The organism is Alteromonas sp. ASW11-130 (assembly GCF_026183735.1).
Classification (GTDB): Bacteria; Pseudomonadota; Gammaproteobacteria; order Enterobacterales; family Alteromonadaceae; genus Alteromonas.
This window is the reverse complement of sequence record NZ_JAPFRE010000015.1, coordinates 209,074-228,423: the sequence shown is the minus strand read 5'-3', so window position 1 is coordinate 228,423 and position 19,350 is coordinate 209,074. Positions and strand designations below refer to the sequence as shown.

Here is a 19,350-nt window from a genome sequence, read left to right as displayed (position 1 = left end):
CTTGTTAATTGTTGAATAGGGCAAAGTGCTTAGAATACATACTTTTATAGTCTTAACTTGGATGACTGTCAGCTTAAAATGTTGCATTTATTTAAGCGTATTCATATCAACGGGGGCGTTTAAGTATCGAATGGGTGTACAGCCAGCGAGGGCAAAGCATTTTTCACAATGTTGACGATACCTGCTACTTAAATCCTTGTTAATCAACGCAGCTTTTTCTGATTTTCCGGGGCTTTCGTAGGGTTGAGCGATGCCGGAGAAAACAAGTGTTAACTCTGTCTATCGGTCCAAGTAAAATAAAATTATATGGTAACCAAGGTCATTCAGGCGCGCAGAAAGCGGAGTATCATGGCTGCTATTGTTAATAGAAGTACAAAAGGCGCTATTTATTTCGGGGCGGCTACAGCGAGCATATCCTCGGGACATAAACCAGTCTGGTTTCCGGCCGATAAGCAGTTAAGGTGGGAACCTTAATCTCATCTATGGCTTGTTCTATAGGGTAGAGGGTATGTATCGGTTTGATGGTCAGCCGCGATAAAATACTATGCTCAAAACGTTCCCTGTTCTTTGCTGTTCAACCTTTTTTTTCTGCAATATTTATTTAATTTAATAGACGCATCTAATTCATACGGATGACTTTTCATACCCTACTGTGGACATGTGTTGTATATAATTTGATCACTTTTTGCGGGTGTGCTCACGCCAAAGAAGTAAAAAGCAAGATAATTGAGCTGTAGGAGTTTAATGATGAATATTTTTGGTCGCACATGCTGCGTTGCTTCCCTGGCAATGGCGGGTTCATCATGTTTCGCTGCTGACTCTTTGTCTTCAGGTCTAGGTAACGCAATCACTAAGTATCTCAATAGCGGAGATGATTTTGCGGTTACTTTTACCAATAAGAAATTAAAATTTCATGGCACCAAGCTACGTGAATATGAACTCATGATGGCCCAGCAGCTATCATCACACGTAAGCGTTGAAGCATCCCTACATTATGAAAAGGGGCGGCTTGATTACGGGGTATTAAACCAACGCGTTTCATCGAAAGGTTATCAATTGGCGTCCTGGTATCAGATGGGGGCTTACTCTGTTGGGATCAGTAACAAAGTTATTTCAGAACACGAAATTAATATTCCTCTCGTAAACAAGATTGATTTACCTACCAGTAAATCGCTTGCGTTTAACATGCGCACAAAAGGGTTTCGTGAAACACATGAATTATCATTTTCCGCAGAACGAGAAACCTGGACTGCTGAAAACCCTCTTTTGGGTTTGTCCTGGGCTAAAGCGTATGACAACCAAGTGAAAATGAGTTATTCCATTATTTTCTAGATAATTGTCAATAAAGGGTGTTTCCCTATAAAAAAAACAGCCCCGAAGGGCTGTTTTTTTATAGCTTAAAACGATTAACCTGGGCGGATAATTCGTTAGCCAGGTCGTCTAACTTGTCACTTACAACCACTAACGAAGTTGCTGTATTGAGGGTGTCTTCGCTGGTTTCGCTAATATCATGGATATTTACATTAATATCATCAACAACAGCGGTCTGTTGTTGAGTCGCCGTGGCGACCTGAGTATTAATATCGTTGATTTGTTCTATTTCCTTCGCAATTTTCTTCAATATGACGTCTAACTTTTTGGCAGAATCAACGACGTGATCTGATTGGTCGCGACTTGACTTCATTTGGACTACTGCTTCACGGGAATCATCCTGAAACTTATCGATTTTAAGTTGAATTTCATCTGTTGCACTGGCTGCCCGTTGCGCCAGGGTGCGAACTTCATCGGCTACAACTGAAAAACCACGACCGTGCTCACCCGCTCTAGCTGATTCTATAGCAGCGTTTAGCGCCAACAGGTTGGTCTGCTCTGAAATACCTCTAATTGTATCTAAGATACTACCGATGGCAGAAGTATGTTCATCTAAAGACTGAATGACTTCCGCCACACCCTCTATTTGGGCAGAAAGATCATTGATAGCAGTAACGGCATCGCGTGTTAAAAGACGCCCTTGTTCTGAGGTGGCATTCGCTCGCGTGGCGTTTTCAGCCGCTGTAGAAGCCGATTGCGCTACGTCGGTAACGTTCGCACCCATTTGAGTTAGTGCGGTGGCTACCTGGATAGTATGGTCACGTTGAACCTTACTATTATCTTGGGTTTGATGAGATTTATGCGCAACTTCATGCGCCGATTCTCTTAGCTGCGTGCTGGTTCTTGCCACTGTACTGATAGTCGCATGCAAACTTTCAATGAAACTATTGAACCCTCCAACCAGTCTGGCAGTTTCCCTCTGCTTCGGTTCTTGCAATCGAGTGGTTAAATCACCTTCTCCACGTCCTAAAACGTGAAATGCATCGGCTAATTTTTCGATAGGGCGGGAAATACTTGCTGCTAGTAATCGTCCTATAAAAGCGAACACTATTGCGATTACAATTGCCCAAACGAAAACCATTACGTTTGCATTATTCAACTCGCTATATAATTCCGATTCAGGTACTTGCGCTATCACATACCAGTTCGCTGCTGGAATATAGGCACTTGCCATCAAACGACTTTCGCCGTCAATTAAAATATTGGCTAAATTAAAATCGCGCCGTGTTAGTAACGAAGCTTGAGTGACACTATTACTAACGTCAGCAAGCGTGCTGCTGCCCAATAAGCTGATATCCGGGTGAGCAATAATATTACCCTGTCCATCCACCAGATACATAAAACCTGACTTCGCTAATTTAGCTTTATTTATAATTGTCAGTAATTCATCAACTGCTTTTGCCACGCCTGACATCCCGCGACCATTAATTTGTTGGTAGTTGGCAAATAGTCTGTAACCTACTTGTGGTTCTTTATAAAGGCTCAGAGAAGTAGCTTTACCGCTGTCTTTATAGGCAAAAAACCATCCGTCAAATTCATCGTCTTTAAGTTTCCGTAAGAAACCATCTTGATTCCAGTAGTTATAAGTTTGACGGTCTACAAAGGAGGTGGCGGCTAACTCATTTTTATCAGCCAAAATTCTTAAATAATCAACGAGCTGTTGTTCTTCCTCTTTATTAGCACCCTCTTGCGACCATTCAATCATATAAGGGTTTGTTGCGATACTATGTGCCACGGTTAGCATTACACTAACTTCTTTATCTACGAGATTTACTATTTGGCTTACTTTAGCGGGTAATAATTCCTGCTCCACTTCTTTTTTTACCAAATCACGGGCGATCCACTGACTAATTACACTTACTAATAAGCAGGATGAAAGAACCGCAATAAGAAGAGTAAAAAGAAATTTTTGTTTTATGCTGAGTGATTTTAATACTTTGGTCACTGAGTATTCCTTAATATAGCGTCTCGATGGAAGCCTACATTTACTTCTGTAATATTCAAGCATGTTGAGCTAAAAAGTGAAGATTGTAAAATGGGAGTATTGATCCCTTTTGGGGTTAATAAGTACGAACCGAGATGTTCTAAAAAGAATATTTCAGAAATCTCTTTGCCAGCTCAGGTGGTTTAGTAGCCGGGTTATGGATACAACGAAAAAAACGTTACTCACTAATTTTAGACTTATATTGTTGTAGCTAATTTCACACATCAGAAATTTATTTATCGCTTAAAAACGTTTGAGATGCAGTGACGGCTGCCTATTAATTAACTTTTAGATGAACGAAGAAGACGCAGCTGGCGAGATGTGTACAGCTTAGGCTTTTTCCAATTGAACTTAAACAGTTTACTTTATCTTGGCCAATAGTCGGTAAATTATTTCGCTATGCCTTACAAATTAAAAATAACGAAAAGTGGCACTACATATTCCGCCAAATGCTGTCAGTTTAGCTTTTCGAACTTAACTATTTTTTGAAGTATTATATTTTGATATATCAAGGATAAGGCAATAGAAGAAAACAACACGATCTTAAAAAACATTTCGCCATCTTTATTTTGCAGATAAATAATAAACGAAGACACAATTAAAATACTATAAACAAATTTTGTTACTGCAATAATGCGCATGAATTTTCCATATTTTAAGGACGCGTATCATTTCGCGCTCGACGTTTAATAAATGAGTAACTAATTTATATAGTATCCTACCAACATCATCGCTCCGCCAATAGCCAGACCAAAAGCACCTGTAGCGGGTCCACCACTAATGCCAAGACCGATAACAGCCATTCCACCCGCCGTCCAGTCGTTCATCCCTGCATTGATTTCGTCTAATTCGCTAACACTTAGTTCTTGCATTTTAAATCCTTGTAAAAAAATTTTAAAATATATCGATTGTGATTCGATATTGCTATTTTAATCCTAACTTAACAAAAGACACCTGAATTGAAGGCGGGTTTTTCTAGGGGTAATCAGCAAAATGTTACCTAAGTTTAAACACGCAAATGATTCAGTAATTATTCTTATTTTCAGCAACTAAAATAAATAGTACGGGAGATATAAAGTTTAACAGGGAATGGATCGAACACATAAAAAAGGCCGCAGTTGCGGCCTTATAAAACGAAATAATTATTTATCGTCATCTTTAGGCACGGGGAAGCCGCGATCACGCATCAGCGCTTCAACATCAGCATCTCGACCACGGAATTTTTGATAAGCCTCCGCTGGATCCATTGCGTTACGAACTGAGAACAAATATTTGACCAATCTGTCGCCCACTTCTTTATCGTAAAAGCCGCCAGGTGCTTGTGCAAAAGCTTCAGAGGCATCAGCCGTTAATACTTCTGCCCACATATAACCATAATAGGCTGCTGCATAGCCTTCACCTGAGAAAACGTGACCGAAATGAGGGCTGCGGTGACGCATTACGATCTCTTCTGGCATGTTAAGCTTTTTCAACTCTTCACGCTCAAACGTATCAGGGTCAATATTAGCTGGATCAGTAGTGTGGTATTTTAAGTCCATAATAGCTGAAGCTAGATATTCGGTTGTTTTAAAGCCTTCATTAAACGTTGCGGCTTTCTTAATTTTATTTACCAGCTCATCGGGAATTGGCTCGCCCGTTTGATAATGGACCAGGTATTGGTTAATGACTTCGTCAGTGGTTAACCAACGCTCTAGAAGTTGCGACTGAAACTCAGTGTAATCACGTACACCAGAGTGAGATGTGGGGTACTTCACATCAGACGATAAAAAGTGCAGGGCGTGACCAAATTCATGGAAGTAGGTTTCTGCATCGTCCCAAGAGATCAGCGTAGGTTCACCTTCTGGGCCTTTTACAAAATTGGAGTTGTTCGATGATAGCACCGTTTCTTTACCATCAAATGTAGTGTAACTACGATAAGTTGTAGCCCACGCTCCAGAACGCTTGCCTTGACGTGCGAAGGGGTCAAGGTACCAAAGACCGATGTGTTCTTTACTGTCTTTGTCCAATACTTCCCATACTTTTACATCTTCATTCCAAACCGGCACTTCACCTTCAGGAACCGCTTTAAACTCAAAGTTAAACAGACGGCCCGCAACGTAGAACATAGCATCGCGTAGTTTATCTAACTGCAAATATTGTTTTACTTCGTTTGAATCAAGATCATACTTAGCCTGACGGACTTTTTCTGCGTAAAACCGGTAATCCCAAGGTTTGATAGTAATATCAGCACCTTCTTCATCTGCAATTTTTTGCATATCGGCTACTTCTTCTTCAACCCGAGCAATGGCTGCTGGCCAGACTTTCATCATGAGATCCATGGCATTTTCAGGATTTTTAGCCATACGATCTTCTAGACGCCACTCGGCGTAGTTGTCGTAACCTTGTAACTGAACGCGCTCATGGCGAAGTTTCAGGATTTGTTTGATGATGTCGTTGTTGTCTGACTCGTCTGCATTGTCTCCACGGTTATAATAAGTACGCCATACTTTTTCGCGTAACTCACGGTCAGTGGAGTAAGTAAGGAACGGATCCATTGATGAACGGGTGTTAGTAATAGCATATTTGCCTTTCTCACCACGGGATTCTGCCGCCGCTGCTGCAGCTTTTACAAACGAATCAGGTAACCCATCTAACTGATCTTCAGTTATATATGTTACATAACCTTCTTCGTCGGCCAGAATGTTGGTCGAAAACTGCGTGTAAAGTGATGCTAACTCTTTATTGATTTCTGCGTAGCGCTGTTTTTTCTCACCTTCTAAAGCTGCGCCATTATGCGCAAAATTATTGTAAGTTAACCAAGTGATGCGCTGCTCTTCCGTCCCCAGATTTTTATATTCCTCTCCTTCATAAACCGCTTTCACCCGTTCAAATAATTTCTCGTTTTGAGTGATCTCGGTGAAGAAAGAAGATAATACCGGCGACATTTCGGCCTGAATCTCACGAAATTCAGGGCTTGACATATTAGCGCTCCAGATACCGTAATAGGTGAAGACATTACCAAGTTCCTGGCCCGCTCGTTCCATCGCTACAATTGTATTCTCAAATGTAGGTGGTTCAGGGTTATTTGCGATTTCCGCTATTTCTTTACGCTGTAAGTCCATACCCTTTTCCAGGGCAGGCTTTAAATCTTCCAGCTTCATTTGATCGAATGCAGGCACCCCACCATAAGGGCCTTCATACTCATTTAATAGAATGTTGTCGTATGATTTGGATTGGTCAGTCATTGTATTGTCGATCGCTGCTGTTTGCTCATTTTGTTCTGCTTTTTGCTCCGAGCAAGCGCCTAAGGCTAATAAAACCGCTGCTGCGGTGAGAGTGGTTTTGAGTTTTCCCATGGTTTGATTCCATTGTTGTCGTTTTAAACGTTGCCATAGTAGAGGATGCTGTTAATAAGTTAAACGTCTTCTATCGCGTAGTTGTGCTGAATAGCTCACAAAAATAATATTTCGTATAAAACTAGGCAAATACCACTGTTTTATTCTGGTGGATAATTACCCTATCTTGCAGATGATAGCGAACACCGTGCGCTAACGCTGTCACTTCGCAGTCTTTTCCTTTTCGTACCATATCAGCAGGATTATCACTGTGACTAATGCGTTTCACACTTTGTTCAATGATAGGGCCTTCATCTAAGTCGGCGGTAACGTAGTGGCAGGTTGCACCAATGAGTTTGACCCCGCGGTCATAGGCTTGTTGGTAGGGACGCGCCCCCGCGAAAGAGGGTAAAAAGCTATGATGAATGTTAATGATTTTTCCGAAGAGCTTTGTGCACAAATGATTTGGAAGTATCTGCATAAAACGCGCAAGTATGGTTACGTCCACCTGAAGTTCATCTATGAGCCGTTCGATTTGGTCAAAAGCCACGCGTTTGTCTTGATGCTGGAAATCAAGGTGATAAAAGGGCACTTCATACCAGTCTGCAAACTTTTTCATTTGTTGATGGTTTGCAATTACGCAGGCGATCTCAGCGTGTAACTCACCGGTATGCCAACGATGCAGTAAATCGACCAAACAATGACTTTCCTTGCTCGCGAGCAAGGCAATACGTGGTTTATGCAGAGAATCTGACAGTTTCCATCGCATCTGGTACTGTTTTGCCATTTCATCGAAAGCTCGGCTAAAGGTTTGATGGTCAAGATTGACCGAATCCGCGCAAATCTCATGGCGCATAAAAAAACGCTGAGTGGCTACATCTGTATGATGGTTTGCTTCAACAATTGCCGCATTATGTTGTGCTAAAAATTGTGATACCGCTGCGACCAGACCTACCTGATCGGGGCAATCAATAAGTAATCTGTAAGTTTTTTGCATAGCGTTCCCTAAAAGCTTCGAAACTTACCCACTATTTACCTTGATAAGCCACTAAGAGTAAACCGGTAAAATCGACTATAGTATTTCAACTTTGCCACTACACCCTTGCGTTCATGTTTACTATTTAAGATAAGAAGATAGGCGACGATCAACGCATTTGTCCTAATGAGAAGTCAATCGGCCGGTGGAGCCGCGGCTACAGAAGCTAAGCGGGTGGTCACAGAGAATTGAGCGGACGTAAAAATTATACAAAAACAAGTCGGTTTGCCCTCATATACGAAAACTGAGCAACGCTAACTAAGTTACACGTCTTCATACCTTTCATCAACGTAGCGAAAGATTGGCTATTTGATGCGGGATCGTTACTCTCGCGCACTGACATAAGTACGGCAGACTACACATTAATTTTTTTACTAAGAAGAAGTCTGTAACATTCGGCGAATTCAGGCGGTGTATAAGGGAAACTAATAACGGTTCCTTAAATTGTGGTAAGCCTTTTTAGAGAAAACCTTTTCTCAACCGCTCTCTGGTGCTCATATTAGGGGTCAATTTCCAGCTGTGGCGAATAGGATAGCTGACACCATTGGGCGTAGAAACCGATTCAAATAAATGAAAAGCATCGAATTGACAATTAATCTCAGGCGCAAAAAGAGGCGGTGGTAAGGAGGGGGCAGCTTTTCTTACTAACGTGACATGGGGTTGGTAGTTTCGACTTTCTGTCTCAATCCCTGCCTCTCTGGCCCCCTTTCTCACCTGTGTATGTAATGAACTTAACGATTCTGGGACGTGGTCAGGGGCGACAAAAACGATTTTAGGTTTTTGCCAATAGCCACTCTGAGTAAGCTGTAACGTTACCGGATGTGCATGTATCTTATCCAGGTGCGTAATTAAAGACTCTAGTTGTTTTGAAGATATAGCGCCTAAAAATGCTAGTGTAATATGATAGTTTGCAACAGGTACCGCTACTGGAATCGCTGGCGCACTGCGTATTCTTTTCTTGTTTTGTTGGTTAACAGATGGTGTTTGCTGACGGCTGCGAATTTCTGGCAGCGCTTTCTGCTGCCAGCTTTGTAAGGCAAGCTTTTGCTGAGCACTTAATTCTAACCCGATAAAACATCGCATAGTTTTTTCCTGAAACGCATTTGCCACTTAGAATACCTAAGCGATTGCTACCCTTTCAATGTTTTCCGGATAAGTTATCTGCGTTATTACTAATTTATCTAAATGATGGCCTTACACCGTTTTTAGTGATTAAAGAACGGTACCGGGAACGGCTACAAAAAGTGGGTTGTTAAACGCATCAAATTGTACTTTTTAAGAGTTTAATTACGCCCATAATAAATGACCCAAACGCTGCTTCATAATAGAGAATCGATTGTGCTTTGCGCAGGTTCATTATCATTCCTTCTTATATTTGCGTAAGTAAGTTTTGCACTTATAAAGAAGAACAAAGTATTTTTTACAAGGAATTATAAATTATTATGGACGAGTAAAACGGGCTAAATGGGTTAAATCCTTTTCTATACAGGCAGTTGAGTTATCGGTACAAGTGTTGCTTTTTTATGACTTCCGAAGTTAGTTGTATAGACAAATTCATTGTATAAACAGTTATCATGAGGAAACAATTCTATGTCTCACGAGAAATTCAAAAGTTGTATTGAAGCCTGTTATAAATGTGCATCTGCCTGCGATCATTGTGCAACGGCCTGTTTGCAAGAACCTGATCCAGAAAAAATGGCAGAGTGTATTCGTACCGATCTTGACTGCGCAGATATCTGTAGGCTTGCCGCCGCGGCAATGGCGCGAGGAAGCGACTATGCAGAAAAAATTTGTCGCCTCTGCGCGGATATATGTGAATCCTGTGGAGAAACTTGTGCCCAACACGAACACGACCATTGTCAAGAATGCGCCAGAGCTTGCAAAGCTTGCGCTGAAGAGTGTCGGAAAATGGCGGCCTAGACCACATTAAACCTAATTTACATTAAAAATTGAGAAGTGCGACAAAGATGCCAGTTGAACAATTTTCTTTATCGCACTTTCAATAGCGTTGTAACTTCAAGTTAAACTTTGAGCATCCTTAATAAATATTGGACAACCTACAGCAGTAATTGACGCAACAAAAGCCCTCTTCGCTGTTCTCTTGGCAATTATACGCTCTTGTAGATGAAGAGGGTTACTCACAGTTTAATGTCCTAAGCCACGTTGTAAAAGGCCACATAGGTGAGAACAATACCCGAAGTACCGTTGCGATGAAGCGGTAAGGGTTTACAGACTGAAGTGTGTTCACGAATGTTACTGAACTAGCACAGATGTGGTGGTACTCCAATGCTCATACGGTAACTAGGGGGATGCGTAAACGTTATTTTCGTATTCCCGGCCATGGTACTAAAATTGAAAACCTAAACGTAATTTTGTTTCATAAAGTCACTCAAGAAAAAAGGGATTACACATGAAGTACACAAAATTTGTAGCAATGATACTTACTTCTACAATTGCTATGTTCATCATGATGTACCTAAACACTTACGCGTTTTCTCATGTTTGGTTTAGCGAAACAAGAAGCTATATGGCGCTCTATATGGGTGCGGTTATGGCGATAATTATGTTGGCATTTATGCTTGGCATGTATACAAATAAAAAGCTCAACATGGCCATTTTTATTAGCGCTTTCGTGATATTTGCAGGGTGTTTGTATCTCGTGCGTTCTCAATCTACGGTATCTGGCACGTCCTATATGAAGGCAATGATCCCTCATCATTCTATCGCGATATTAACCAGCGAACGCTCTAATATTGAAGATGTGAGGGTACGTGAACTAGCTGATGGGATTATTAAGGCCCAACGCAAAGAAATTAAAGAGATGGAATGGCTCATACAAGATATTGCAGACAATGGAAAAGTGACTACCGCTGAAGAAGCCAAGTTGCGACCCGTGCCGAAATTCGAAGGTAATTTAAAGTAGTATAATATTGACTAGTTAAAACGGGAAAGTGACAAATAGGAAGGGGGAGATGCGACAGATGGACCTATTTCCCGTCCGTTACTATAGATGACCCGCTTTCACATTAGCCTGAAGCTGAAGATAAAGAGAGGGGGAGGTTTACTCCATAAACTTTTTCGTTCGCGTAGTGGGGGTGGCAGTAGCTGGATTGTCTGACCAGAAATGTTTGGGATAACGGCCTTTCATTTCTTTTTGAATTTCTCGGTAGCTACCCTTCCAAAATCGGGCTAAGTCTTGTGTGGTTTGTAACGGTCGCCCCGCAGGAGAAAGTAATGAGAATGTCACCGGCAACTTTCCGTCAGCCAAGCGGATAGAGTTCGTTTCGCCGTACATTTCTTGTATCTTCACCGAAACGGTAGCACTGCCAGCGTCGTTGTATTTAATGGCAACATTGCGCTTAGATGGAATGCACAATGTTTCTGGTAGATAGACATCAAGTGCATGTTGCTGAGGCCAATCCAACGCCTGGTTAAGCAGCGATTTCCACGGCAGTTGTTCCACCGCTTCCCACCTTTTGCACGTGGCGAGTTTGTCCAGCCAAAAATCTGGCGACAGGTCAGTAAAGGGATTAGAGAACGTCGGCCATGCTGTTGGTGAACTGAACGCTTGGGGTTGCGATATATTTAAGGTTTTGGCAATTTTCACGCGATACCACCATTGCCATGCTTTCTCATCAAACGGCCACTGGTGTGAGGGTAACGTTCCCAGATAAGCTAACCAGGCTTGGGCGAATTGAGATTTAGGTACCTCAGGCAATGGACTGCTATCGAGAATGATTTCTCCAAATCGCCTTATCTGGCGCGCCTGCATTTTTTTATTTTCATCGTTGTAATACACCTGCTTTTCCGTAGCAAAGCCGTCAGGATACAATGATTGAACCTGACTTTGTGTGATCGCCTGATATTGTCGAATGATTAACTCGCCACCAACAGACTGCGCATGCAGAACTGCAATCCACTGAGCTGACTCATTAATTTCTGATGGCACACTCGCTCTTTTCCCATTCGCTAGCTTGTATACGCAGTGGGAACTATTAACGGCAAGATGCTGGGGGAACGCAAGGGCGATAGCGATAGCAAATTCATTTTCTGTCAACGTATTATAGGGCGGTAACGCACGCTTACTTATCAGTCGAAAGTACCTAGCAGCCTGTTGTTTTATTCGCTTCAATCCCTGTGGCTCAGCGTGCTGAATTACCTCCGCGACGCTCAAATAATTACTGCGAACCGTATTTTCTTCGTAAAGTGCAGCAATAAATGCCGCGGCAGCAGCATGATGTTCACTGAACTCTATGGATTTTAGTAGCATGTGAGCAATAGCGGGATGGCAAGGGAAAGCAGCTAACTTTCTACCATAGGGTGTAATGTGTTGATTATCGATTGCACCCAATCGCTGCAAAGCATCCGTGGCGGCTGACAGTTGTGAAGAACTTGGCATATCCAGTAATGCCATATCTTTAAGCTGGCTGCCCCAGGCTAATGACTGGAGCAATAATGGTGCTATATCTTCGAGTAGAATTTGCGGTTGGGCGTGTTTCGCCAGTCGGTCATGCTGTTCTTTTGCCCATAACCGATAGCATTTACCTTCGCGTAACCGTCCCGCACGACCTTTCCGCTGAGTGGCAGATGCCTGTGATATCATCTGTTGGCTTAGTTGTGTAAAACCACCATCAAGTTGATATGTAGCGACATTTTCTAACCCGGAATCAACCACAGCTTCAATATTAGCAATAGTCAAACTGGTTTCGGCGATATTGGTCGCCAAAATAACTTTTTGCTTGCCAGTAGGATCCGGCGATAATGCTGCTAGTTGGGCGGACTTTTCAAGCGCTCCAAAGAGTTCGTGGATGGCCACGTGAGGGTTAAGCTTGCTACTTTCTAGCTGTCGTCTGACCTTTCGGATAGCCCCCGCCCCAGGTAAAAAAGCGAGTATATCCCCGCTTACTTCTGTGCAGGCCTGTTCAATTGTAGCGACCATGGTTGAAACAATGTGTTCAGGCTTAACGTGTCCGCAATAGTACTCCTCGACGGGATACATTTTCCCTTCAGAATTCAAATTTACCGCATCCGGTAACAGGGTTTGTAAACCTTGCACATCCAATGTGGCAGACATAACAACCAGCCGAATGTCATCTCTTAAGCCCTGCTGTACTTCGAGTGCTAATGCTAAGCCAAAATCGCTGTGAATACTGCGTTCATGGAATTCATCAAAAATAATAACGCTGACATCAGCGAGTTCCGGATCATTTTGAATGCGGCGTGAAAGTATTCCTTCAGTGATAATTTCAAGTTGAGTTTCTTGGCTGACCTTGCTTTCACCGCGCATTCGGTACCCAATAGTCTGGCCTACTGGTTCACCTAACTGCGCTGCTAAGTAATGCGCCAGACTACGAACTACTACGCGTCGCGGCTGCATCAATAAAATGCGCCCGGGTAGTTTTTGCCGCAGTAAACTAAGTGGTAATACAGTGGATTTACCCGCGCCAGGAGGCGCGGATACTATGACATTATTGGTTTGTATTGCCTCGCATAATGAGGCTGATATTGCATAGGCCGGAAAGGCTTCCTGTTTGTTCACTTAAGCGACTTCAACTGATGTTTGCTTATGATTCGGCTTTTTCACTTATCGTTACACCGGCTTTTTCCATTACTTCCAAGCTAGGGAAACCATCAGCAATAAGCTTATTTTTGCGTTGGAATGCGCGAATCCCTTTACGCGTTGCTGGACCGATAATTCCATCGGGCTTGCCTACATTTATACCCGCCTTATTAAGCGCTGTTTGCAATGCGATAATATCGTCTCTTGAATAAGTGGGTAAAACAGGCAAAGTGGTTACAAGCTTATTGCCACGAACGATGCGATCGGCCAAATGCCCCACGGCGATTGCATAAAACTCAGAGTTGTTCCAACGCATAATGACGCGGAAGTTAGGATAGGCGATAAACGCAGGGCCTTCATGACCTGCGGGTACAACAATGTAAGCTGTAAGGTCACTCTCACCTAGTGGTTTACCATTGGCCTTGGTAACGCCCATCTCCTGCCATTCGGTTAAAGAACGGCGGTTATTATAACCAGCTAAATCATAATCGAATCCCCCAGGAAGTTGTACTTCTCTTCCCCACCGCACGCCCGGTTGCCAACCGAGTTCTGCAAGAAAGTTTGCTGCAGACGTTAATGCATCCTCTTCACTTTCCCACAAATCTACACGGCCATCGCCGTCTCCATCAATCGCATATCGAGCATAGGCCGATGGCATAAACTGAGTATGACCCATAGCGCCGGCCCAAGACCCCACCATCTTTTCCTGATCTAACGATTCACGTTCGAGCAATTTGATTGCCGTTATCAATTCTTTGGTAAAAAAGGTGCTGCGCCGTGGGTCACACGCCAAAGTGGCTAAAGAATCCAGCACCGGCATTTTTCCTTTATAGGTACCGAAGTTTGTCTCTAACCCCCAGAATGCAATGAGATAGTGTGATGGAATGCCGAACTTGCGATTAAGTTTATCCAGCAGGGTTTTGTGCTGGGCATACATCTGTCGACCCTTATCAACCCGCCAGTCGGTCACGCGCTTGCCGAAATAATTGGGAAAAGTTTGCACAAATTCAGGCTGACTACGATCCAGCTCTATTACGCGGGGTTGATAAACCAATTTATCAAAAACGCTATCTGCTACTTCCTGACTAACACCCGATTGCTTAGCCTGATCGCGAAGTTTGACCTTACACGCATCGAACGCAGGGGTAGCCATAGAGGAGAAAGAAAAAGCAATGGTTGTCATGGCGACAACGTTGATTGCCAGTAGCATGCGATTCATAAAGTCCACCTGTTAGAAGCTGATCTTCATGCTAACGCATCATGCTACAAGTTGGCGACAGTTATTTATTAACGAAATATTAAAAATTCAGTAATTTAAAACACCTGAGTATACCTTAAATAGCATTATTCACTCTCACTCTCACATTTAATATTTATATCAATATCCAACTTAGAGCTACAACCGTGATAAACTTCGAAATTACTTTGAAATCAAAAAAGCAACAAATACGGTTATTTCAATGGGTTATGAAAGGTAATTAGTCATTACGCAGCTTTTACAGAGTATTTTTAGAACCTTGCTTGCTTCTTATCTCTAATTTTCATCTCTCCTACACGGTGAAAAACGTAATCAGATGTTTTCTGCGTGGATTTATAAGAGTGTCAATAATGGTAAAATCGCGATTCAGGCTTAGAGGTTGAAGAAGATCCCAACGTTGGGAAGATTTAATCTTAGGCAAGTCTCGAAACGCTGTCATTAGGCGACTGGTTCCAAAAAAGGGGTGATGACGTCAGCAGACAAACGAAAGTGTGTCTGCAATTTGGTCGGAGCTGGATCAAATATCCTAAGATATAGCCTGAACTACCGAAAATCATATCGACGCTTATAAGAAGTGGGAACCGCTAGTGAATCCACAGTGACACACTTATTCAGGTCCCCCACCGCACTCCCGTGGGCGTTGATATTTCAGCACTATCTCCGTGTTATCCCTGTATTTATATAATAAAATACTGTATTACTTATTACAGTATAATAAATAGCGGAACTGAGTAGGCTCATAGCTTATCGCAGTGATGTAAACCGCAAAAAGGAATTTGCTTAAATTAATATGCGCAAAGCACGTCACAGACATTAAGCATAATGACGCTCCTTTCAAAAAGACACGTATGAAATCAGACAATATTAAAGGGACCGAAGCTTGGGTAGAAAAAATCAACAAGCATGAGCTACCCGCCTTTGCTGCTACGGTTAGAAATCTCGAAAAGCTAGCAGATGATGACACCGCCTCTCTTCCTTCACTCGGCAAATCTGTTTTACATGACCAAGGATTAACCACAAAAATCCTTAAGGTGGCTAATAGTGTCACTTATCGTGCAGGCAGAAACAGAGTGACCACCGTCAGTCGTGCAGCGGTCATCCTTGGCTTTGACACTATCAAGCATATTTGTATCACAGCTAAGATGATCGACAGTATGCTGCGCAATAAAGACATTAGCGAAAACGTTTACGAGCGATTGTTAAAGTTGCTTGCAAAGTCGTTTCATAGTGCGATGGTCGCGAGGATGTTGATTGGTGATCGAGCTGAAGAAACCCAAGAAGAGGTGTACATAGCAACACTGCTTCACGAACTCGGTGAAATTGCATTCTGGTCGATTGGTGGTGAAATTACTGAAAAACTGGATGCAGCGCTTCGAGAGAAGTCAGGCAACCCGCAAGACACAGTTAAAGAAATGCTCGGCACGACTTTTGATCAAATAAGCATAGGGCTGGCAAGTACCTGGAATATGGGCGAGCTATTAATTCGCTCTATTGAAGATCCCGGCCGCAGAACACCGGAAATGCGAGCGATTGGTCTGGCAAGTGATTACAGCAAAGGAATCGTCAATAAAGCACCACGCGCGGATATCGCTAAGTGCGTGGATGGAATGTCTGAACTGGCGGATCTTCCGGTCAGAGCGTTAAAAGAACGACTTAAAAAGTGTACCGAACAATCAGTTGAGCTTGCGGTGTCATACGGTGCAAAAGAATTAACCGAATACCTGGACCCAAACGCCGAGCCGGAAAAAGTAGAACAGGAAGAGGTTTTTCATCAACCCGATGAAATGGTTCAGCTTAAACTGCTGCGCGAACTTACCCAATTTGCCAGTGAAGGGGCTGAACTTAATCTGTTAATCAACACGACTATAGAGGGTTTACATCGGGGCGTTGGGATGGACCGTGTGATTGTATTTATGCTCAATCAAAGCAGAAACAAGTTGCTGCCGCGATTCGTTTCGTGTCAGAACGCAGACCGCATTGAAACCGGTTTTGTGCATCCTTTAGGCATTAATAAGACCGTTTTTGATGAGTCATTCAAAGAACACCAACAAACCTGGGTCACCGACCCAGCAGCAAAAGAGTGGCGTTCTCGACTAACACCGGCTATGCAAAATCTCTGTCAAGGCTTAGCTTTTTTTGTGGCACCAATCATGGTGGGGAGAAAATGTATAGGCCTGTTATATGTGGATAGAGCAGAATCGCAACGCTTACTGAAAAGCGAAGACTTTGATGCCTTTAGACACTTTGCAGGTCAAATGTCTTTATGTTTATCTACGCGAATTACGAAGTAACATTATTGGCGCAGTTCTTTCAACCGTTTATAGGTGATAAAAAATCGGAACGCTGCGATATGACGGCCCTACGTGTACGCCATAATCTTTACCCCGTTTTAAAGCATGTAGCGACCCAACTAACGTAAGCAATGCTATCGCTATCACAGCTCTAATGCGAGGGCGATTAACGGATGTCGTTAGGTTTACAATACATTCCTTTAATTGCTTCTTACTACTGTAAGGTAAACTGGTTAACATAGGGTGTGTGGGGGTAGCGGCAAACGTCAACGACGCGCTAGCGTATCGATGCTGGTGTAATCGCCCCTTTTTTTACCAAACGGCTTAGAAAGGTTTTTACCGTTTTCTCATGCCATTGTTTGTTGTTTAATCTGGCAACCAATTCAGCAGACGTGACTGGATAGTTGCCCCAGAATGCTTGCATAACCTCTAGTTATGCATTGCTGATATTCATCTACACACCTTAAATGATTGCACATGTAATTATTAGGATTACGTGTGTAATCATTTTTGTTACATTGAACATCACAAAAACGAGTAAAAATCTCAATTAGTTTGGGGGAAGTTTGATTTCGAATGTTGGGCCACTTTAAGCAAAAAATGGTTTACAGCGTGCTTAAAATCACTATGGTCAATGCTTTCTCCATGCCGCACGTTGTCCAGCAGCGTCATTTTTTTAAATTCAGCAACCATAGCTGCATCGAAAAGCGTTTGCATCAGCTCCGGAGGGGTAATACGGTCCTGTTTGCCGGCAACAAACAGTATGGTTATGGATAGCGAACTAACATGCTCTATATTGCTTACTTCGCGTAACTGCGGAGCGATATTTATATCGACAAATGCTTTTGCATAGACAGGCACATTCGCATCCACCCACTTTTGCATGTCAGGCGCTGTAGAATCTAGTATTAATGCGTCAACTTGGTCCGCTGATGCAACTTCTGTCGCGACAAACCCACCCAGCGAGAATCCATAAAGTATAATACGGGTGGTATAAACATCAGAACGCTGCGAAACATAACTCATAAACCGACGCGCCGACTCACGAAGTGTGGATACTGTCAGTTTACTCTTACTCTCACCCATGCCCGGATATTCCATTACAAAGATATTTCGCTTAGGTGCTAACAGAGGGCGAATTTCTGACATGTCGGGGACAAGGTTGAAGCCATTCCCTGGGAAAATGACAAGCGTTTCGTTAGCATTTTCAGAGATAAAAGACGCCCCATAAATCCCACTATCTGGTACGGTAAACATAGCAATGTTATGAGTATCATTCTGTTGTTGCAAAGCCGTTAAATTGAAGCTACGTATAGCGTCAACATACTCACCTTGCTGTTTTTCATATTCGGCGGATAAACGCCAGAGATGATTAGTTTGTACGACCCATTCTTTCTTTTTAAGCATATTTAATGTGTGAGATAGCTCATCTTGCGTGTATAGGGTACGCTGACCTATCTGGTGTTCGCTACTTTCACCGTATCGTGCCAGATCATAAATGACAGCGTGTTGCCGATCCCGAAGAAAGCTTTTTTCGTCAATCGAAATAGAGACACAACCTATTAAAAATTGCGAAAGAACAACAAAAATAGTTAAGTGAATTTTATAGCTAATGCGCACAGTATCTTTCCTTATTTACCATGTTTTTTATTGATGTTATTCATCGTCTCGGTATTCGATAAGGTCGCCAGGGGTACACTGTAGGGCCTTACAGATAGCGTTCAATGTTGAAAACCGAATCGCTTTGGCTTTACCACTTTTTAGAATGGACAGGTTTTGCATTGAGATTTCAACTTGTTCAGACAGATCTTTTAATTTGAGCTTTCGTTGTGCCAACACTACATCCAGATTCACAATAATAGCCATCAAATCACCAGATCCTGTTCGTTTTTAAGTTTACCCGCTTCTTGCATTATCCATGAAATAACGATAATAACCGTGCCAAGCACCAGCAGGGAAAGTTCTGTACTGCCAAAAAATATTTCCATTGCCAATGGGGGGGCGTCAGCTAACAGGTTGTGTATTATTGAAAACGCAAGGGGAAGAAATACCAATAGCAGCCCATAGCAAAAAAATGTCGCGCCTATACGAAGCAGATAGCGAGAATTTCGATTGGAAAATATTTAGCCGTTTTCATATAACGCAAACAGTTTGAATAAGAAAAAGGCGATGAAAAATTGCGCGGCAAAATCGACTGTGCCCAACACCCAAAAGCTATTGATGCTATGTTGTTTAAGCTGATCTGCATAATAGGACCAGTTTTCGGTCACTGCAAATAGGTTCAACTTCTCTGCAAACAGACTTGTGTCGAATAAGGTTGAATTAAGGTTGATATACCCGAAATAGAAAAATATGACAGTGTGAAGAATTAGCCCCAATAAGATAATCCATTTCGTTACTTTGCTAACTACTTCTATTCGCTCCATGATGTCAAATTCCTTTAATCTCGCTGATGACGACTAATGACATAGTACGTAGGGAGATAATGATTATCAATATAAAATTAATGATTAACATGAATATTTTAGGTGTAAAC

General features: G+C 42.5%; 16 protein-coding genes. 4 read left to right on the top strand and 12 right to left on the bottom strand.

The genetic code is table 11. The features are described 5' to 3' along the window. Window positions 1-744: 744 nt before the first annotated feature. A complete protein-coding gene (locus OPS28_RS04100; protein WP_265608180.1) occupies window positions 745-1,332 on the top strand; it encodes a hypothetical protein in 588 nt (195 codons plus the stop codon). Between the two features lie 58 nt (window positions 1,333-1,390). Here OPS28_RS04100 and OPS28_RS04095 read toward each other — a convergent pair whose 3' ends face one another. The 5 genes from OPS28_RS04095 to thpR all read right to left on the bottom strand — a co-directional run bounded on the left by OPS28_RS04095 (window position 1,391) and on the right by thpR (window position 8,815). After that, a complete protein-coding gene (locus tag OPS28_RS04095; protein ID WP_265608179.1) occupies window positions 1,391-3,316 on the bottom strand; it encodes a methyl-accepting chemotaxis protein in 1,926 nt (641 codons plus the stop codon). A gap of 740 nt (window positions 3,317-4,056) precedes the next feature. After that, a complete protein-coding gene (locus tag OPS28_RS04090) occupies window positions 4,057-4,227 on the bottom strand; it encodes a hypothetical protein (protein WP_265608178.1) in 171 nt (56 codons plus the stop codon). Between the two features lie 270 nt (window positions 4,228-4,497). Then, window positions 4,498-6,690: a M3 family metallopeptidase gene (locus OPS28_RS04085; RefSeq protein WP_265608177.1), complete on the bottom strand. Its 2,193-nt coding sequence runs from the start codon at window positions 6,688-6,690 to the stop codon at window positions 4,498-4,500. A gap of 121 nt (window positions 6,691-6,811) precedes the next feature. Next, complete coding sequence (purU, locus tag OPS28_RS04080; RefSeq protein WP_265608176.1) at window positions 6,812-7,666, bottom strand: formyltetrahydrofolate deformylase; 855 nt, start codon at window positions 7,664-7,666, stop codon at window positions 6,812-6,814. 498 nt (window positions 7,667-8,164) lie between these two features. Continuing rightward, on the bottom strand, window positions 8,165-8,815 hold the full coding sequence (gene thpR, locus OPS28_RS04075; protein WP_265608175.1) for an RNA 2',3'-cyclic phosphodiesterase: 651 nt from the start codon (window positions 8,813-8,815) through the stop codon (window positions 8,165-8,167). 480 nt (window positions 8,816-9,295) lie between these two features. Here thpR and OPS28_RS04070 point away from each other — a divergent pair, with 480 nt between their 5' ends. Both OPS28_RS04070 and OPS28_RS04065 read left to right on the top strand, forming a co-directional pair. After that, a complete protein-coding gene (locus OPS28_RS04070; RefSeq protein WP_265608174.1) occupies window positions 9,296-9,625 on the top strand; it encodes a four-helix bundle copper-binding protein in 330 nt (109 codons plus the stop codon). A gap of 490 nt (window positions 9,626-10,115) precedes the next feature. Next, on the top strand, window positions 10,116-10,628 hold the full coding sequence (locus tag OPS28_RS04065) for a DUF305 domain-containing protein (protein WP_265608173.1): 513 nt from the start codon (window positions 10,116-10,118) through the stop codon (window positions 10,626-10,628). A 138-nt stretch (window positions 10,629-10,766) separates the two neighbouring features. Here the strand turns inward: OPS28_RS04065 and hrpB are convergent, their stop codons facing one another. Further along, window positions 10,767-13,244, bottom strand: coding sequence for an ATP-dependent helicase HrpB (gene hrpB / locus OPS28_RS04060; RefSeq protein ID WP_265608172.1), 2,478 nt, complete (start codon window positions 13,242-13,244; stop codon window positions 10,767-10,769). A 25-nt stretch (window positions 13,245-13,269) separates the two neighbouring features. Further along, entirely contained in the window at window positions 13,270-14,484 is a 1,215-nt protein-coding gene (locus OPS28_RS04055; protein ID WP_265608171.1) for a lytic murein transglycosylase, read from the bottom strand. 887 nt (window positions 14,485-15,371) lie between these two features. Here OPS28_RS04055 and OPS28_RS04050 point away from each other — a divergent pair. Continuing rightward, window positions 15,372-16,814, top strand: a complete 1,443-nt coding sequence (locus tag OPS28_RS04050) for an HDOD domain-containing protein (protein WP_265608170.1) — start codon at window positions 15,372-15,374, stop codon at window positions 16,812-16,814. Window positions 16,815-17,091: 277 nt separating this feature from the next. Here the strand turns inward: OPS28_RS04050 and OPS28_RS04045 are convergent, their stop codons facing one another. From OPS28_RS04045 to OPS28_RS04025, 5 genes are all read right to left on the bottom strand, one after another. Then, entirely contained in the window at window positions 17,092-17,238 is a 147-nt protein-coding gene (locus OPS28_RS04045; protein WP_265608169.1) for a BlaI/MecI/CopY family transcriptional regulator, read from the bottom strand. A 122-nt stretch (window positions 17,239-17,360) separates the two neighbouring features. Further along, window positions 17,361-18,434: an alpha/beta hydrolase gene (locus OPS28_RS04040; protein ID WP_265608168.1), complete on the bottom strand. Its 1,074-nt coding sequence runs from the start codon at window positions 18,432-18,434 to the stop codon at window positions 17,361-17,363. A gap of 36 nt (window positions 18,435-18,470) precedes the next feature. Next, on the bottom strand, window positions 18,471-18,680 hold the full coding sequence (locus OPS28_RS04035) for a helix-turn-helix domain-containing protein (RefSeq protein ID WP_265608167.1): 210 nt from the start codon (window positions 18,678-18,680) through the stop codon (window positions 18,471-18,473). Then, on the bottom strand, window positions 18,680-18,937 hold the full coding sequence (locus OPS28_RS04030; RefSeq protein ID WP_265608376.1) for a DUF2975 domain-containing protein: 258 nt from the start codon (window positions 18,935-18,937) through the stop codon (window positions 18,680-18,682). Before OPS28_RS04030 ends, OPS28_RS04035 begins: the two co-directional genes overlap by 1 nt. After that, the gene (locus OPS28_RS04025; RefSeq protein ID WP_265608166.1) at window positions 18,938-19,240 is read right to left on the bottom strand and encodes a hypothetical protein; all 303 of its coding nucleotides are present in this window, start codon (window positions 19,238-19,240) and stop codon (window positions 18,938-18,940) included. It abuts the gene before it with no gap. Window positions 19,241-19,350 lie beyond the last annotated feature (110 nt).

Excerpts from the sequence above, each read along its gene's own strand:
- OPS28_RS04035 (WP_265608167.1), bottom strand. The coding sequence starts at position 18,680 with ATGGCTATTATTGTGAATCTGGATGTAGTGTTGGCACAACGAAAGCTC.
- OPS28_RS04045 (WP_265608169.1), bottom strand. The coding sequence starts at position 17,238 with ATGCAAGCATTCTGGGGCAACTATCCAGTCACGTCTGCTGAATTGGTT.
- OPS28_RS04085 (WP_265608177.1), bottom strand. The coding sequence starts at position 6,690 with ATGGGAAAACTCAAAACCACTCTCACCGCAGCAGCGGTTTTATTAGCC.
- purU (WP_265608176.1), bottom strand. The coding sequence starts at position 7,666 with ATGCAAAAAACTTACAGATTACTTATTGATTGCCCCGATCAGGTAGGT.
- OPS28_RS04055 (WP_265608171.1), bottom strand. The coding sequence starts at position 14,484 with ATGAATCGCATGCTACTGGCAATCAACGTTGTCGCCATGACAACCATT.
- OPS28_RS04070 (WP_265608174.1), top strand. The coding sequence starts at position 9,296 with ATGTCTCACGAGAAATTCAAAAGTTGTATTGAAGCCTGTTATAAATGT.
- OPS28_RS04090 (WP_265608178.1), bottom strand. The coding sequence starts at position 4,227 with ATGCAAGAACTAAGTGTTAGCGAATTAGACGAAATCAATGCAGGGATG.
- OPS28_RS04100 (WP_265608180.1), top strand. The coding sequence starts at position 745 with ATGATGAATATTTTTGGTCGCACATGCTGCGTTGCTTCCCTGGCAATG.
- OPS28_RS04050 (WP_265608170.1), top strand. The coding sequence starts at position 15,372 with ATGAAATCAGACAATATTAAAGGGACCGAAGCTTGGGTAGAAAAAATC.
- OPS28_RS04065 (WP_265608173.1), top strand. The coding sequence starts at position 10,116 with ATGAAGTACACAAAATTTGTAGCAATGATACTTACTTCTACAATTGCT.
- OPS28_RS04025 (WP_265608166.1), bottom strand. The coding sequence starts at position 19,240 with ATGGAGCGAATAGAAGTAGTTAGCAAAGTAACGAAATGGATTATCTTA.